This is a genomic window from Saccharothrix isguenensis, assembly GCF_052936305.1.
This window is the reverse complement of record NZ_CP193626.1, coordinates 4280533-4297055: the sequence shown is the minus strand read 5'-3', so window position 1 is coordinate 4297055 and position 16523 is coordinate 4280533. Positions and strand designations below refer to the sequence as shown.

The 16523-nt window shown below is 69.9% G+C and carries 12 protein-coding genes and 2 pseudogenes; 13 read left to right on the top strand and 1 reads right to left on the bottom strand.

Annotation, left to right across the window (positions count from 1 at the left end; all coding sequences use genetic code 11):
• Window positions 1–74 precede the first annotated feature (74 nt).
• From ACRAKI_RS19560 to ACRAKI_RS19545, 4 genes and pseudogenes are all read left to right on the top strand, one after another.
• Entirely contained in the window at window positions 75–491 is a 417-nt protein-coding gene (locus ACRAKI_RS19560; RefSeq protein ID WP_447001943.1) for a hypothetical protein, read from the top strand.
• A gap of 244 nt (window positions 492–735) precedes the next feature.
• Window positions 736–1026 (top strand): annotated as a pseudogene (locus tag ACRAKI_RS19555) (P1 family peptidase); the annotation flags it as partial.
• A complete protein-coding gene (locus ACRAKI_RS19550) occupies window positions 942–1514 on the top strand; it encodes a P1 family peptidase (RefSeq protein ID WP_447008459.1) in 573 nt (190 codons plus the stop codon). The pseudogene ACRAKI_RS19555 and the gene ACRAKI_RS19550, both read left to right, overlap by 85 nt.
• Before the next feature lie 188 nt (window positions 1515–1702).
• Window positions 1703–2431 carry a hypothetical protein gene (locus ACRAKI_RS19545; protein ID WP_447001942.1) on the top strand — a complete coding sequence of 243 codons (729 nt, stop codon included), beginning with the start codon at window positions 1703–1705 and terminating at the stop codon, window positions 2429–2431.
• Between the two features lie 138 nt (window positions 2432–2569).
• Here the strand turns inward: ACRAKI_RS19545 and ACRAKI_RS19540 are convergent, their stop codons facing one another.
• Entirely contained in the window at window positions 2570–2815 is a 246-nt protein-coding gene (locus ACRAKI_RS19540; RefSeq protein WP_447001941.1) for a hypothetical protein, read from the bottom strand.
• A gap of 734 nt (window positions 2816–3549) precedes the next feature.
• On the opposite strand from ACRAKI_RS19540, the pseudogene ACRAKI_RS19535 reads away from it, so the two are divergent.
• The 9 genes and pseudogenes from ACRAKI_RS19535 to ACRAKI_RS19495 form a co-directional block, all read left to right on the top strand.
• A pseudogene (locus ACRAKI_RS19535) lies at window positions 3550–5554 on the top strand (PA14 domain-containing protein); the annotation flags it as partial.
• Window positions 5545–5937 (top strand): ricin-type beta-trefoil lectin domain protein, encoded by a 393-nt coding sequence (locus ACRAKI_RS19530; RefSeq protein WP_447008458.1) that lies wholly within the window; start codon window positions 5545–5547, stop codon window positions 5935–5937. The pseudogene ACRAKI_RS19535 and the gene ACRAKI_RS19530, both read left to right, overlap by 10 nt.
• A gap of 105 nt (window positions 5938–6042) precedes the next feature.
• Window positions 6043–8886: a carbohydrate-binding protein gene (locus ACRAKI_RS19525; protein WP_447001940.1), complete on the top strand. Its 2844-nt coding sequence runs from the start codon at window positions 6043–6045 to the stop codon at window positions 8884–8886.
• Between the two features lie 80 nt (window positions 8887–8966).
• A complete protein-coding gene (locus tag ACRAKI_RS19520) occupies window positions 8967–10613 on the top strand; it encodes a ThuA domain-containing protein (protein ID WP_447008457.1) in 1647 nt (548 codons plus the stop codon).
• Between the two features lie 177 nt (window positions 10614–10790).
• On the top strand, window positions 10791–12227 hold the full coding sequence (locus ACRAKI_RS19515) for a hypothetical protein (protein WP_447001939.1): 1437 nt from the start codon (window positions 10791–10793) through the stop codon (window positions 12225–12227).
• Between the two features lie 33 nt (window positions 12228–12260).
• Window positions 12261–13598 (top strand): ABC transporter substrate-binding protein, encoded by a 1338-nt coding sequence (locus tag ACRAKI_RS19510; protein ID WP_447001938.1) that lies wholly within the window; start codon window positions 12261–12263, stop codon window positions 13596–13598.
• Window positions 13599–13704: 106 nt separating this feature from the next.
• Complete coding sequence (locus ACRAKI_RS19505) at window positions 13705–14544, top strand: carbohydrate ABC transporter permease (RefSeq protein ID WP_447001937.1); 840 nt, start codon at window positions 13705–13707, stop codon at window positions 14542–14544.
• Window positions 14544–15440: a carbohydrate ABC transporter permease gene (locus ACRAKI_RS19500; RefSeq protein ID WP_447001936.1), complete on the top strand. Its 897-nt coding sequence runs from the start codon at window positions 14544–14546 to the stop codon at window positions 15438–15440. The genes ACRAKI_RS19505 and ACRAKI_RS19500 overlap by 1 nt, the downstream gene beginning before the upstream one ends.
• On the top strand, window positions 15437–16465 hold the full coding sequence (locus tag ACRAKI_RS19495; RefSeq protein WP_447001935.1) for a LacI family DNA-binding transcriptional regulator: 1029 nt from the start codon (window positions 15437–15439) through the stop codon (window positions 16463–16465). The genes ACRAKI_RS19500 and ACRAKI_RS19495 overlap by 4 nt, the downstream gene beginning before the upstream one ends.
• Window positions 16466–16523 lie beyond the last annotated feature (58 nt).

Sequence of the window (16523 nt, the reverse complement as noted above, 5' to 3'; positions counted from 1 at the left end):
GCCGTGGTGCCGTACCTTCGGATTGGGCCACGGGTCGCGGACCCGCGGGACTCGTCGCACTGGAGGGTGCCGGGATGATCGCCACCGTCGCGGGCGCGTGCCTCGCGCTGTTCCTGACGGCCGCCGTGCTCGTCCGCCTGCGCGGTCGGTGGGCGGTTCCCGGCACGATCGGCCGGGCGCTGCGGTGGACCGCGGTCGCGGCGACGGTCGGGATCTCGGTGGCCCTGCTCCCGGAGACGTGGTCCGACAGCGGCGGCGCCACCGCCGTCCTGCTCGGGGTTCCGCTGGTCGCCGCGTCGGCGGTCGCGGTCGCGGACCTCGCCGGCCGTGCCGTCGGGTTCGTCACGACGGTGGTGGCACTGCTGATGGCGGGTTGGGGGCTGGTTCTCGGCCTCGGGCCGGGCATCTCCTTCGTGCTGCCGGCGCTGGTCCTCGGGATCGCGGCGCTGACCTCGGTGCGGCCACGTGACCGCGCCACGGCAGCCGCCTGAACGCCCTTTCGGTCGATCGCGCCATCGCTGCGGATCGCCCTGTGACATTGATACTCGATATGTGACTGTGCACCGGTGTCGGTTCCCCGTGCGTTTCCCGCCGGTTCCTGCTGACGGCCGGTGCGGCGGCCGTGGTCGTCGGCGGGCTGGGGTGGGGCTGGTCGGTCGGGGGTCGGTACGCGCCCGCCCCGCCCGCTGCCCGCTCCGATCGGGTTGACCAACACGCACAGCGTCGGGGTGGTGCGTGACGCCCTCGTCGCCGCCGAGGTGGGGGGTGCGGGGGCCGGGGGAGTTGTACTGGTGCCTGCCGGTGGTCGGGGAGACCTGGGGCGGGCTGCTCAACGACGTCAACGGTTTCCACGTGAGACTGGAGCACCTGCACGAGGCGTTGGCCGCCGCGACCGGCGGTCCTGTCGTCGAAGGCGCCGTGGGTTCGGGCACCGGCGTGGTCTGCCACGGCTTCAAGGGCGGCATCGGCACGGCGTCGCGGGTCGTCGACGGGCACGCGGTCGGTGTCCTGGTGCAGGCCGACCACGGCCGCCGGGAACGGCTCAGTGTCAACGGCGTGCCGGCCGGCCGCCTCATCGGCCCGGACGAAGTGCCGCTGCCCGGACCGCCGGAGACTTCCGCGCCGGTGCAAGGCGCGGGTCGATCATCATCGTCGTCGGCACCGACGCGCCGTTGCTGCCGTACCGGTGCGACCGCATCGCGCACCGCGCGGGCTTCGGTGTCGCGCGCACCGGGGGCACCGGTGAACCCACCAGCGGCGACCTGGTCATCGCCTTCAGGGTCGCCCAGCGGATCGAGGCCGGTGGGCTCGGCGCCGACCTGCCGCGCGAGCAGCCCGGGGGGATGCTGTCGGACGGCCACATCGGACCGCTGTTCGACGCGGTCGTGGAAGCGGTCGAGGAAGCCATCCTCAACGCGCTGCTGGCAGGCCGGACGATGGTCGGTCGTGACGGAGTCGTCGCGCACGCGTTGCCGCACGAACGACTCGTCGCCGTGCTCAGCGGCAGCCGTTGAGGGCCGACTGGCGCTCCGCCGAACCTCGACGGCGACCCCACGCGGGTGCCATCCGACACGGCGGTCTGGTGGCGGCCACGGGCGTCGGGTCGGTGGACGACTTGCGGAAGAGGGCAATCCGGAGGGCGAACGGCGTCGAACAGCGGGTACAGGCCACACCGTTTCGACCCTTCCGGAAGGAACGAACGATGACGACGTTCAAGACCAAGGCGGCACGCGCGGCGGTTCCACTCCTCGCTCTCGGTATCACCCTCGCCGCGCCGGGCGTGGCATCGGCGCACGAAGGCGATCACGGCACCGGGTCCGGTGGCGGGGGTGGGACCACGGTGGCCACCGTGGAGCTCCGCCAGCTCAACCAGAGCGGCGCACGGGGGCACGGTGCTCTCGTCCTGCGCGGCAACCAGGTCGACATCGCCTTCCGGGTGCGCGGTGTGCTGGCGAACGCGCCGCACGCCCAGCACATCCACATCGGCGCGCAGGGACGGTGCCCGTCACAGCGTGCCGACACCAGCGGTGACGGGATCGTGAACACCACCGAAGGGCACCCGTTCTACGGTCACATCGGCACCTCGCTGACCACGAGCGGGGACACCAGCCCGGCCAGCGGCCTGGCCATCGACCGCTTCCCGACGCCGGACGGCTCCTCCTACGACTACCGGCGCAGCATCACGGTGACCGCCGACGTGGCGAGCGACATCCGCAACGGCAAGGCGGTGCTGGTCGTGCACGGCATCGACCCCAACGGCAGCGGCGCCTACGACGGCAGCGCCCCCAGTGACCTGGACCCGTCCCTGCCGCTGGAAGCGACGTCACCCGCCGCCTGTGGCACGTTCCGCGCCAGCCTGGGCGGCCACCTCGGCTTGGACCGGGGGCTGGGCCTCGGCCTGGACCTCGGCTTGGGACACGGCCGCCGCTGACGGTCGGTCCACCCCGAACGCGCGGGAGCGCGTCGTCCTACCCCTTGGGCGCGCTCCCGCGCCTCGACCCGTCCCGGGCGCCTCCCACCGGCGCCCGGGACGGCCTCGTCCGCGACCAGGGCGCCGTCGACGGCGGACTCAGGTCGGCCGCTCGACGGCCGGCCGCTCGACGAACTTGCTCAGCAGGGCCGAGGTCTGCTCCGCCACCCGCTCCGCCGGGTGCAGGGGCAGCACCATGTTGCTGACGGCGAGCAGGATCGCCGCCTCGGCGGTCACGGCGACCCGGTCCCGGTCGAGTGCCGGCCACTTGCCGGTCACCGCGACCGCGACGCACCGGAGGGCGAAGTCGACGGAACAGGGCTTCGCCGCACGGTCGCGCTCCACGCTTCGCGTGGAACTGCTCGACGCGGCCGCCGACCTGACGACGAGCCGCCCACGAAGCTGCGGTCGGCACCGGCTGGAACGACCCCGAGCTGGTCGGCCACACCAGGGAAGACGTGCTCGCCCGGCTGTTCGAGACCGCCATCGGCCGGCCACACGAGTTCGACCTGTCCCGCACCCCGAACCCCCACCTCGGGAGTAGTACGAGGCCGTGCGACAGGCCGTGGCGACCTGTCCGACACGCGCCCTCGGGATCGAGCACGACAGTCAACCGGAGTGAGCTGTCCATATGTCCGGAAGTCGCCATAATCGGTGCGACTTTTGATTGACGTCCGCCGTTACGGTTTTTACCGTTCGCCATAGTGATCTGTTGGCTGTTCCGGTACCGGGAGGGGAGGTTGGACGGTGGGCTGATCATCCGGGCAAGAGCTGCGACGAGACCGACATCGAACGGGATGCCGGTCTCTTGCGCGTGTCTTCGACAAGTCCTCAGTGGACGTGAGTGCCGGGTGCCGGTCCCGCAGGGCTACAGCGCTGAACGTCCTAAGATGGCGCCGCCATTCAGCGCACTTTTGTCTATCTTGAACAGTCTTTCGTTGACTCCGTACAAAAGTGGGCTTACGTTCAGCTCGCTGATGTGACCTGCGCAACAACATCAGGTTCTGGAGCACCTGCTCCGCCCACCCCTTGCCGAGTCGAGTCCCTGCTCACTCGCTGATCCAAGGGAGAACACCGCCATGCCGTCCCCTGCCCGGAAGACCCGGTGGTTGCGGACCGCCGGGTCGCTCTTATCGTCCACCGCGCTGCTCACGACCGCGTTCCTCTCCGCCGCCGCGCCCGCTCAGGCGGCTGCCCCTCCGCCCCAGGAACCGGGGGTGACGCTCCGGGTCTACGACCTGCAGACGGCCCTGACCAAGCTCTGCACGTTGAAGCCCGGCCAGACGCCCAACATCGACAAGTTGATGCCGACGATCAACTGGACGACCACCGCGGAGTTCGGTCTGGGCGACAACTTCGCGTCCGAGGTCACGGGCAACATCTCCATCACCGCCGCCGGCACCTACGCGTTCCGCCTCATCAGCGATGACGGTTCCCGGCTGCGGATCGACGACACGGTGGTGGTCGACCACGACGGACTGCACGGAGCCTCGGCGAAGGACGGTTCGATCGCACTGGGCCAGGGCTACCACGCGCTGCGGATCGACCACTTCGACGCCGGAGGCGGTCAGCAGGTCACCCTGCAGTGGCAGCCACCCGGCGCGACCGGGTTCAGCCTCGTGCCGAACTCCGCGCTGAGCACCGACTCCGGCGTGGTGCGGGTGACCGCTCCCGGGCGCAAGGAGTGCCAGGGCGGCGGCGACACACCGGGGGACGGCCTGCCGCTGACCGGCGTGCACCCCGCCCACACCTTGACCAACCTGCGCCCACCCGGGTTCGAACCGCAGGTCAGCGGCATGGACTGGCTGCCGGACGGCCGGCTCGCGATCACCACCTGGGGAGGCTCGAACAACCAGCTCGGTGAGGTCCACCTGCTGAGCAACGTCACCGGCGCCACGAGTCCGGCACAGGTGCGGACCTTGAAGATCGCCAGTGGCCTCAAGGAGCCGATGGGGATCAAGTACGTCGACGGCAAGCTCTACGTGTCGGAGAAGCACCGGCTGACCGAGCTGAACGACACCAACGGCGACTGGGTGACCGACGACTACCGCGCGGTGGCGACGTGGCCGTTCGGCGGGAACTTCCACGAGTTCGCGTTCGGCATGCTCTACCAGAACGGGTCCTTCTACCTGAACCTGTCCGTGTCGATCAACTACGGCGGCGCGACGACCGACCCGCAGCCGGCGCCGAACCGCGGCACCACGATCAAGGTGGACAAGAACACCGGCGCCGTCTCCTACGTCGCCGGTGGACTGCGCACGCCGCACGGCATCGGCTGGGGTCCGGAGGGCGACATCTTCGTCACCGACAACCAGGGCGGCTGGCTGCCGTCCTCGAAGCTGGTGCACATCAAGCAGGACCGCTTCTTCAACCACTACACGAACCCGGCCGGCCCGTTCGACGCCCGTCCGGTCACCGCGCCCGTGCTGTGGTTGCCGCAGAACGAGATCGCGAACTCGCCGAGCAACCCGGTGCAGCTGACCACGGGTCCGTTCGCGGGGCAGATGGTCTTCGGCGACGTCACCTACGGCGGCCTGCAACGCGGTTTCCTGGAGAAGGTCAACGGCGAGTACCAGGGCGCGGTGTTCCGCATGACGCAGGGGCTCGAAGCGGGTGTGAACCGGATCAGCCTCGGCCCGGACGGCGCCCTCTACACCGGTGGCATCGGCGCGGGCGGCAACTGGGGGCAGCCGGGCAAGCTGAACTTCGGGCTGCAGAAGCTGGCGCCCAACGGCGCGGAAGCGTTCGACATCGTCGCCATGCGCGCGGTCCAGGGCGGTTTCGAGCTGGAGTACACCCAACCGCTGTCGGCCCAGACGGCGCAGGACCTGGTCACCAAGTACCGGGCGACGCAGTGGCGCTACCAGCCGACCGCGAGCTACGGCGGCCCCAAACTCGACCAGCAGTCGTTGACGGTGGTCTCGGCGACGCCGTCGGCGGACCGGAAGAAGGTCACCGTCATGCTGTCCGGCCTGCAGGGCGGACGGGTGGTCCACCTGCGCTCGCCGCGTCCGTTCGCGTCCGAGTCCGGCCAGTCGCTGTGGAGCACAGAGGCCTGGTACACGCTCAACGCGATGGTCGGCACGCGCACCGGTCAGATCACCGGCATCGCCGGCAAGTGCGTGGACATCTCCAACGCGGGCACCGCCGACGGGACGAAGGTGCAGTTGTGGACCTGCAACGGCACTGACGCGCAGCGGTGGACGCTGCCCGGCGACGGCACGGTCCGCGCGCTCGGGAAGTGCCTGGACGTGAAGCTCGGCGGCACCGTCAACGGCACGGTGACGCAGTTGTGGACGTGCAACGGCACCGGATCCCAGCAGTGGGTTCCGCAGGCTGACGGCACCCTGCGGAACCCGCAGTCAGGGCGTTGCCTGGACGCGTCGGGCAACAGCAGCGCCGACGGCACGGTGCTGCACATCTGGGACTGCCTCGGCGCCGCCAACCAGAAGTGGGTGCTGCCCTGAGTGAACGGTCCAGGGGGTCCGCCGGCCACCCTGCCGGCCGGCGGACCCCCGTCCGGTGACCCCGATTCCCCGTCGGACAGCCAAGTTCGGAAGGACGTCGTCACGATGACCACATCTCTGCGCGCACCCGCTCGTCTCGGGGCCGCCGCGCTGCTCCTGGTGGCCGGTGCGGTCGCCATACCCCAAACCGCCTCGTCGCAGACCGCCGCGTCACGGACCGCCTCGGCACAGGTCGGGGCGACGGCGGAGGCGGCACCGTCGTTCCAGCAGGTCACGCTGGCCAAGGGCGCGGCCGAGATGGGGGAGCCCATCTCCATGACCGTGCTCCCCGACCGGTCGGTCCTGCACACGTCCAGGGACGGCACCGTCCGGTTCACCGACGCCGCCGGCAACACCAAGGTCTCCGGCAAGCTCAGCGTGTACTCCCACGACGAGGAGGGCCTGCAGGGCATCGCCGCCGACCCGAACTTCGCCACCAACCGCCACGTCTACCTGTACTACGCGCCCCCGCTGTCCACGCCGGCCGGCGACGCGCCGTCCGAGGGCGCCGACTTCTCGGCCTGGAACGGTGTCAACCGGTTGTCCCGGTTCGTCCTGGGCGCGGACGGCACGCTCAACCAGGCCGGCGAGAAGGTGGTGCTGGACGTGCCGGCCAGTCGCGGCATGTGCTGCCACGTCGGCGGTGACATCGACTTCGACGCCGCCGGGAACCTCTACCTGAGCACCGGTGACGACACCAACCCGTTCGCGTCGGACGGCTACAGCCCGCTCGACGAGCGGACCAACCGCAACCCGGCCTACGACGCCCAGCGCACCAGCGGCAACACCAACGACCTGCGCGGGAAGCTGCTGCGGATCAAGGTCAACGCCGACGGCGGCTACTCCGTCCCCGCCGGCAACATGTTCGCGCCCGGCACCTCCGGCACCCGGGCCGAGATCTACGCCATGGGCTTCCGCAACCCGTTCCGGTTCACCGTGGACAAGGCGACCGGCGTCGTCTACCTCGGCGACTACGGGCCGGACGCGGGCTCGACGAACCCCGCGCGCGGTCCGGCGGGCCAGGTGGAGTTCAACCGCATCACCGGCCCCGGCTTCTACGGCTGGCCTTACTGCACCGGGTCCAACACCACCGCCGAGACCTACAACGACCACAACTTCGCCACCGGTGTCTCCGGCGCGAAGTACAACTGCGCGGGCGGGCCGACGAACAACTCGCCGCGCAACACCGGCCTCCAGTCGCTGCCGGCTGCCAAGGCCGCCTGGATCAAGTACGACGGCTGCTCGCTGGCGGCGTTCGGCTGCGGGAGCGAGTCGCCTATGGGTGGTCCCGTCTACCGGTACAACCCGAACCTGAACTCCCCGGTCAAGTTCCCGCAGTCCTACGACGGGCACTTCTTCGGGGCGGAGTTCGGCCGGCGCTGGATCAAGGACATCGCGGTCAACACCGACGGGACCCCCGGCGCGATCAACGACTTCCCGTGGACCGGCACCCAGGTGATGGACCTGGCGTTCGGCCCGGACGGCGCGCTCTACGTGCTGGACTACGGCACCGGCTGGTTCAGCGGGGACGCGAACTCCGCGCTGTACCGGATCGAGCACGTGTCGGGCGGCTTCGCGCCGATCGCCAAGGCCGCCTCGGACAAGACCACCGGGCAGGCTCCGCTGACCGTGGCGTTCACCTCCGCCGGCTCGTCCGACCCGGACGGCGACCCGATCACGTTCTCGTGGAACTTCGGCGACGGCGGCACGTCCACGGCGGCGAACCCGCAGCACACCTACGCGAGCAACGGCACCTACACCGCCACGCTGACCGTGACCGACAGCACCGGCCGGACCGCCACGGCGAGCGTGCGGATCACGGTCGGCAACACGGCCCCGGTCGTCACGCTGCACCTGCCGCAGAACGGGCAGCTGTTCTCCTTCGGGGACGCGGTGCCGTTCCGGATCAGCGTCACCGACCCGGAGGACGGCACGATCGACTGCACGAGGGTCAAGCTCAGCTACGTCCTCGGGCACGACTCGCACGGCCACAAGCTGACGGAGGCGACGGGGTGCTCGGGCACCGTCCAGACGCCGCAGGACGGTGAGCACGACCCCAACGCCAACATCTTCGGCGTCTGGGACGCCGAGTACACCGACAACGGTGGCATCACCACGCACGCGCAACACGTCACCCAGCCGAAGACCAGGCAGGCCGAGCACCACGGCACTTCCAGCGGCACGCAGGTCGTCGACCACGGTCCCGCGCACGGCGGCAAGACGGTCGGCTACATCGACAACGGCGACTGGATCGCGTTCCAGCCCTACGTGCTCTCCAACGCGACGTCGTTCACCGCGAGGGTGGCGTCGGCCGGGGCCGGCGGAACGATCGAAGTGCGGGCCGGTTCGGCCGGCGGTACGCTGCTCGGCTCGGTCACCGTGCCGGTCACGGGTGGCTGGGAGACGTACACCGACGTCACCACCACCCTGTCGAACCGGCCCGCCGGCACGACCGCGCTCTACCTGGTGTTCAGGGGCGGCTCGGGCTCGTTGTTCGACGTGGACGAGTTCACCTTCACCACGGGCGCCCGCACCGGCCGGATCACCGGGATCGGCGGGAAGTGCGTGGACGTGAGCGGTGCGAACACCGCGGACGGGACGAAGGTGCAGCTCTGGACGTGCAATGGCACCGGCGCCCAGCAGTGGACCGCGTCCGCCGACGGAACGCTGCGAGCGCTCGGGAAGTGCCTCGACGTGTCGGCCGGCGGCACGGCGAACGGCACGGTGACGCAGCTGTGGACGTGCAACGGCAGTGGCGCCCAGCAGTGGGTTCCGCAGGCTGACGGCACGGTGCGGAACCCGCAGTCAGGGCGTTGCCTGGACGCGTCGGGCAACAGCAGCGCCGACGGCACGGTGCTGCACATCTGGGACTGCCTCGGCGCCGCCAACCAGAAGTGGGTCCTGCCCTGACCGCCCTCCACCACCAGAACAAGGAGAAACCGATGTTCCGACTGCGATCCGTGCCGGTGGCGATAGTCACGTCCGCGGTGATGGTCCTGGCCGTGTCCCCGGCCCCGGCGCCGGCCGCCGACCCGTCCTACAAGGTGCTGGTCTTCTCCAAGACCGCGGGCTTCCGCCACTCGTCCATCGCGACGGGTGTCCAGGCGATCCGCGACCTCGGCGCCGCGAACAACTTCACGGTCGACGCCACCGAGGACGGCGCGGCCTTCACCGGCGCGAACCTGGCCCAGTACCGGGCGGTGGTGTTCCTGTTGACCACCGGTGACGTGCTCAACGACACCCAGCAGGGTGTCTTCGAGTCCTACGTGCGGTCCGGGGGCGGGTACGTCGGCGTGCACTCCGCGTCCGACACCGAGTACCAGTGGCCGTTCTACGGCGGCTTGGTCGGCGGGTACTTCCACTCCCACCCCGCCATCCAGCAGGCGACGGTGCGGGTGGAGGACCGGGCGCACGCCTCGACCTCCCACCTCGGCACGGACTGGGTCCGGACCGACGAGTGGTACAACTTCCAGGCCAACCCGCGGGCGAACGTGCACGTGCTGGCCCGCCTCGACGAGGGCACCTACTCCGGCGGCAACATGGGCGATCACCCGATCGCGTGGTGCCAGACCTACCAGGGCGGCCGGTCATGGTTCACCGCCGGCGGGCACACGGAGCAGACCTACGCCGAGCCCGGCTTCCGCGCCCACCTGCTCGGTGGGATCCGCTACGCGGCCGGCGTGACCGACGCCGACTGCCGGCCGGAGAACGGCTACACGTCGCTGTTCAACGGCAGCAACACGAACGGGTGGAGCCAGGCCGGTCCCGGGGGCTTCACCGTCGCCGACGCCACCCTCACCTCGCACGGTGGTCTGGGCATGTTGTGGCACTCGGCCAAGGAGTTCCGGTCGTACTCGCTGAAGCTGGACTGGAAGCTGGCCGGCGACGACAACTCCGGCGTGTTCATCGGCTTCCCGGCTAGCAACGACCCGTGGTCGGCGGTCGACAACGGCTACGAGATCCAGATCGACGCCACCGACGCCCCCGACCGGACCACCGGCTCGGTGTACGGCTACAAGGCCGCCGACATCGCCGCCCGGGACGCGGCGCTCAACCCGCCCGGCGAGTGGAACACCTTCGAACTGCTCGTCGAAGGCGAACGGCTGCAGGTGTTCCTCAACGGTGTGAAGATCAACGACTTCACCAACACCGATCCCGTCCGCAGCCTGCAGCAGGGCCACGTGGGCCTGCAGAACCACGGCAACGGCGACGACGCGTCCTTCCGCAACATCCGGGTCAAGGAGCTCTCCGCCACCCGCGCCGGCCAGATCACCGGCATCGGCGGGAAGTGCGTGGACGTCTCCAACTCGGGCACCGCCGATGGGACGAAGGTGCAGCTGTGGACCTGCAACGGCAGCAACGCGCAGAGGTGGACCCTGCCGGGTGACGGCACGATCCGCGCGCTCGGGAAGTGCCTGGACGTGTCGGGCGGCGGCACGGTGAACGGCACCGTGACGCAGCTGTGGACGTGCAACGGCAGCGGCGCACAGCAGTGGGTCGCGCAGTCCGGCGGCGCGCTGAGGAACCCGCAGTCCGGGCGTTGCCTGGACGCGGCGGGCGTCAGCAGCAACGACGGCACGGTGCTGCACATCTGGGACTGCCACAGCGGCGCCAACCAGAAGTGGGTCCTGCCCTGACCGAGGCCGTTCGAGAGGTGCGCGCCCACCGCAGCGGATCGGCGGTGGGCGCGCACCGCAGGGGCACGGCTCACCCGCGGCGTCCACCGCTCGCTCTGGTTAAACGCTTGATCTCGCCTGTGACGTGGGCTACTGTCCGCCTGGTCAAACGTTTAAGCAGACGGGTAACCAGCGCAGATGGCACAACCGGTGTTCTTCCAGCCCGACGACGGATGGGTCGGCGACGTCATCCCCTTCGAGGAGGACGGCAGGTTCTGGCTGTTCTACCTCCACGAGGTCCGCGACACCCCGAAGCCGGGCACGCCGTGGCGCCTGGTGATCACCAAGGACCTCGTCCGGTTCGAGGACCAGGGCGTGGCGCTGGCCAACGGCGGCCCCGACGACGCGGACTTCAACGCGTACACGGGTAGCGTCGTCCGTGACGACCAGGGCACGCACCACCTGTTCTACACCGGCCAGAACCCGGACCACCTCGGTGCGGACGGCCTCCCGCTCCAGCTCGTCATGCGTGCGAGCAGCACCGATGGCATGGCGACCTGGGTCAAGCACCCGGAGTCGACCTTCGGCGCCGGCGAGGGCTACGAGACCGCCGACTGGCGCGACCCGTTCGTCTTCCGCGACGACCGGACCGGCCGGTGGCGCATGCTGCTCGCCGCGCGGCACACCGCCGGGCCCGAGCGCCGCCGCGGCGTGATCGCCCAGTGCGTCTCGACCGACCTGGTGTCCTGGGAACCCGCGCCGCCGTTCTGGGACCCGCGCCGGTACGTCACGCACGAGTGCCCGGACGTCTTCCGGTGGGGCGACTGGTGGTACCTCGTGTACTCCGAGTTCACCGAGTCCTTCACCACCCGCTACCGCATGGCGAAGAGCCCGGACGGCCCGTGGACCGTGCCCGAGCGCGACACCGTCGACGGTCGCGCGTTCTACGCCTCGAAGACGGCCGAACGCGACGGCAGGCGGTTCTTCTTCGGCTGGATCGCCACCCGTGAGGGGCAGCGCGACGACGGCCCCTGGCAGTGGGCGGGCACGCTGTCCGCGCTGGAGGCCCGGCAGGACGCCGACGGCGCCCTGGCGTTCGGGTTCCCCGACGAACTGGTGGACAGCTTCACCGAAGCCACGACGCCGACGTTCGACGTCGCTCTGCCCACCAGGCTGCACGCCCCGGACGGGTACGCGGCGGTGGTCTCGGCCGACGACGCCCCCTCGCGGTTCTACGCGAAGGTGGTGCTGGACATCGAGGCGGGCACCACGGAGTGCGGTGTGCTGCTGAGGTCCACCGCGGACGGCGACCGGTCGTACGTCGTGCGGCTGGAACCGAAGCGCGGTCGGCTCGTCTTCGACCGCTGGCCCCGCTCGCGCACCGGTGACGCGCAGTGGCAGGTCTCGGGCGACGTCCCGTTCGAGATCGAGCTGGAGCGGCCGTGCGACCTGCCGGCGGGGGAGCACACCCTCGAACTGGTCGTCGACGGCGACCTGTGCGTGGTGGTGCTCGACCGCCGGATCGCGCTCAGCACCCGGATCCACGACCGCCCGGAAGGTCGCGTCGGCGTCTTCCTCGGCGAGGGCGGCGCGACCTTCCGGGACTTCGAGCTGCGCACCCGTGCCGACGTCTGAACACCCACCCCTGTCGAAGGAGATGGAAGGGCGATGAAGAAGACCCTCACAGCGGTAGCCGCGTCAGCGGTCGCCGTGCTCGTGCTCGCCGCGTGCGGCGGCGGCCGGCAGCCGGGCGACGCGTCCGACGTGGACCCTCAGGGCGACGTCGTGCCCCGCGAGATCTCCTGGCTGCTGTCCAGGCCGGCAGACGGGGCGGTGATCACGATCATGCAGAAGCTCGCCGCCGAGTACGCGGAGGACCACCCGGGCTTCGAGCTCAACCTCATCACGACGCCCGACCGGCCGTCCTACATCCAGAAGTACGAGACCCTGGCCGCCGCGAACAAGCTCCCCGAGCTGTTCGACACCGACGCGACGCCGTTCGCCCGCAAGCTCGCCCAGCAGGGTCGGATGCTCGACGCGGAGAAGTTGCTGAAGAGCGTGGGCGTGTACGACGACTACCGCCGGAACGCCGTCGACTACCAGCGCTTCGACGACGGGTCGTTGCACATGATCCCGTTCCAGTTCGAGCTGGAGTTCTTCTGGTACAACAAAGCGCTTCTCCGACAGGCCGGTGTGGAGCCGCCGAAGTCGCTGGACGACTTCCCGGCGATGTGCACGGCGCTGCGGGCGGCGGGCATCACGCCGATCGCCCTCAACGGGAAGGACCAGTGGCCGCTGGAGCGGTACATCGCCTACCAGCCGTTCCGGGTGGCGGGGCCGGACTACGTGCAGGAGCTGAAGAAGGGCGAGGCGACGTTCGCCGACCCCGCCGGTCAGAAGGCGGTGAACTGGCTGAGCGCACTGGGCGAGGCGCAGTGCTTCCAGGAGGGCTTCTCGGCGCAGGGCTACTCCGACGCCCAGGACCTCTTCACGTCGGGCAAGGCAGCCCTCTACAACATCGGCACCTGGGAGCTGGCGAGCCTCGCCACCGACAGGCTGAACCCGGCCGTGCGTGACCAGATCGACTACTTCACCGTGCCCGCCGGCCCGGACTCGGTCACCGCGGCCAACGAGTACGTGGTCAGCTCGGGCATCGGCATGGCGGTCAACTCGGCCACGTTCGACCCGCTGGTCCGCGACTTCCTGAAGTTCGCGTTGGAGCGCTACCCCGCCGAGTACGCGGCCACCGGCGCCCTGTCACCGACGAAGGACGTGCGGACGACGATCCCGGCGAACGCGACACCGCTGTACCGGAAGGCGATCGAGCAGTCGGACGACCTGGGGTCGAAGCTCGCGATGCCGTGGGACACCCAGCTCGACCCGACGTCGAACACCAGGTTGCAGCAGGAGCTGGTGATGCTGGTCCAGGGCGGCACCACGCCGGCGGAGTTCACGTCCACGATGGATTCGACCATCGCGCAGAACGCGCCCAGGTTCTTCAAGTAACTCCCGATAGGCGGTGGGGGCGCTGCCCGGTCCCGCCCGGCGGCCCCACCCGAAAGGCCTCACCATGATCCCCGGCCGGTCACGACTGTCGGTTCTGATCTTCCTGGTGCCCCCGCTGCTGCTGTACGGGGTCGCCGTGCTCTTCCCGATCGTCCAGTCGCTGTTCCTGAGCTTCTTCTCCTGGGACGGCATCAGCGACATGGAGTTCGTCGGCCTGGCGAACTACAGCCGGATGCTCACCGGCGACGACGTCTTCTGGCACGCGTTCCTCAACGCGCTCGTCTACCTGGCCATCTGCCTCGTCCTGCAACTGGGAGGCGCGCTGGTCGTGGCGAGCCTGCTCACGTCGCTGCGGCGGGGCCGGGAGGTCGTCAAGACGCTGTACCTGCTGCCCGCCGTGATCTCCACCGTCGCGATCGCGTTCCTGTTCCAGCGCATCTACTCCCTCGAACCCGAGGGCCTGCTGAACCGGGTGCTCGGGTGGGTCGGCCTCGGCGACCTGCGGCGCTCCTGGCTGTCGGACACCGACACGGTGCTCGCCGCGGTGTCGGCGCCGGAGGGGTGGCGCTTCACCGGCCTCTACATGCTGATCATCTACGCCGCGCTGCTCGCCGTGCCGAAGGAGCTGGAGGAGGCGGCCCGGCTCGACGGCGCGTCGCGGTGGCAGGTGTTCACCAGGATCCGCTTCCCGTACATCCGGCCGGTCTGGATCACCACGACGATCATGGCCGCCACGTTCGCGCTGCGCGGCTTCGACATCCCCTACCTGCTCACCAACGGCGGTCCCGGGCAATCCTCGGAGCTGCTCACCACCTACATGTACAAGACCGCGTTCACCAGCACGGAGTACGGCTACGCGAGCACCATCTCGGTGTTCATCGTGGTCGAGTGCCTGGTCGCGGTCTGGCTCATCGTCCGCCTGCTCGGACGGAAGGGGGACGCGTGATGACGCGACCCGCACCTGCCCCCGCCGCCTCGCCGCGCAAGCAGCGCCCGGCCCCTCGACCGCGGCGCGAGCCGAGCGTCCACCACACGCTGTCCACGGCGTTGATCGCCGTGATCGTGGTGGTGCAGGTCTACCCGCTGGCGTGGCTCGTGCTGACCAGCCTGCGCTCCGAGGACGACTTCGCGGCAGGCAACCCGTTCGGGCTGCCCGAGTCGATCACCTTCGACAACTACACCCGCGCGTTCGCCACCGGCGACATCGGGACGTACGTCCTGAACAGCCTGATCGTCACGACGGGCGCGAACCTGCTGATCGTGCTGCTCGGGATGATGGCGGCCTACGCGTTGCAGGTGCTGGGGTTCCGGCTCGCCGGCGTCGTCCGCGGACTGTTCCTGATCGGGATCATCGTGCCCGTGCAGATCGCGCTGGTCCCGCTGTTCATCGACTACGCCTCGGTCGACCTGCTCGACACGCACCTGTCGATGATCATCCCGTTGGCGGGCTTCGCGCTGCCGATGTCGGTGTACCTGTTCTCGTCGTTCTTCCAGTACATCCCGCGCGAGATGTACGAGGCGGCGGCGCTGGACGGCGCCGGGCCGTACCGCGTGTTCGGCTCCATCACGCTGCCGATGTCGAAGAACACCGTCGTGACCGTGGTGATGGTCAACAGCATCTTCATCTGGAACGACTTCGTCTTCGCGAACACCTTCGTGCTGTCGGAAGGGCTCAAGACCATTCCGCTGGGCCTGCAGAACTACATCGGGGCGATGGGGAAGGTCGACTGGACGGCCACCTTCGCGGCCGTGTGTGTCATGATCACCCCGCTGCTGCTCGCCTTCCTGGTGCTCAACAAAGCGATGATCTACGGGTTGGAACAGGGAGCCACCAAAGGATGACGGAACCACGTCCGGCCTCGAACCCGGTCACCATGCGCGAGGTGGCCGCAGCGGTGGGTGTCTCCGTCGCCACCGTGTCCCTCGTCGTCAACAACAAGAAGGACGCCCGGATCGGCGCGGACACCCGCCGCCGCGTCATGGAGGCCATCCGCGAACTGGGCTACCGCCCGAACGCCCTGGCCAAGAACCTCGTGCAGGGCAGCTCCCGGTTCATCGGCCTGGTCGCCGACGCGATCGCCACCACGCCGTTCGCCGGGCAGATCATCAGCGGGGCTCAGGACGAGGCGTGGAAGCACGGGTTCGTGCTGCTGGTGGCGAACACCGAGGGCAACGAGTCCGCGGAGCGCGAGGCCATCTCGATGATGCTGGAGCACAAGGTGCTCGGCATCCTGTACTCGACGTGGTTCCACCGGGCCGCGGACGTCCCCACCGCCCTGCGCGAGACGAACTTCGTGCTCGTCAACTGCTTCTCACCGGACGGCGACTCGCGGGCCGTCGTCCCGGACGAGGAGCAGGGCGGGCGCACCGCGACCGGGATGCTCGTGGACCGGGGGCACCGGCGGATCGCGTTCGTCAACACGACCACGGCCGCCCCCGCCCGCGACGGTCGGCTGAAGGGCTACCGCGCGGCGCTGGAGGCCGCCCGCATCCCGTTCGACCCGGACCTGGTCTTCGACGCCATCCCGAACCAGGAGGGCGGTTACGGCTGCGTCCCGGAGATCCTGGGGCAGGGCGCGACGGCGGTGTTCTGCCACAACGACCGGGTGGCGATGGGCCTCTACGACGGCCTGCGGCAGGCCGGCCTGTCCATCCCGGACGACATCGCGGTGGTCGGCTTCGACAACCAGGAGGTCATCGCCGCCCACCTGCGCCCGCCGCTGTCGACGGTCGCGCTGCCGCACTACGAGCTCGGGGTCGCGGGCGTGCGCCTGCTGCTCGGCCTGGAACGGGTGGAGGAGCACGCCCTGGTCAGGATCGAGTGCCCGCCCGTGGAGCGCGACTCGGCGGGCGCGCGCCGCGGGTAGGCGTTGCCGACCGGTCCCGCACCACCTCCGACCGCGAGATCATCGACCACAACACCGG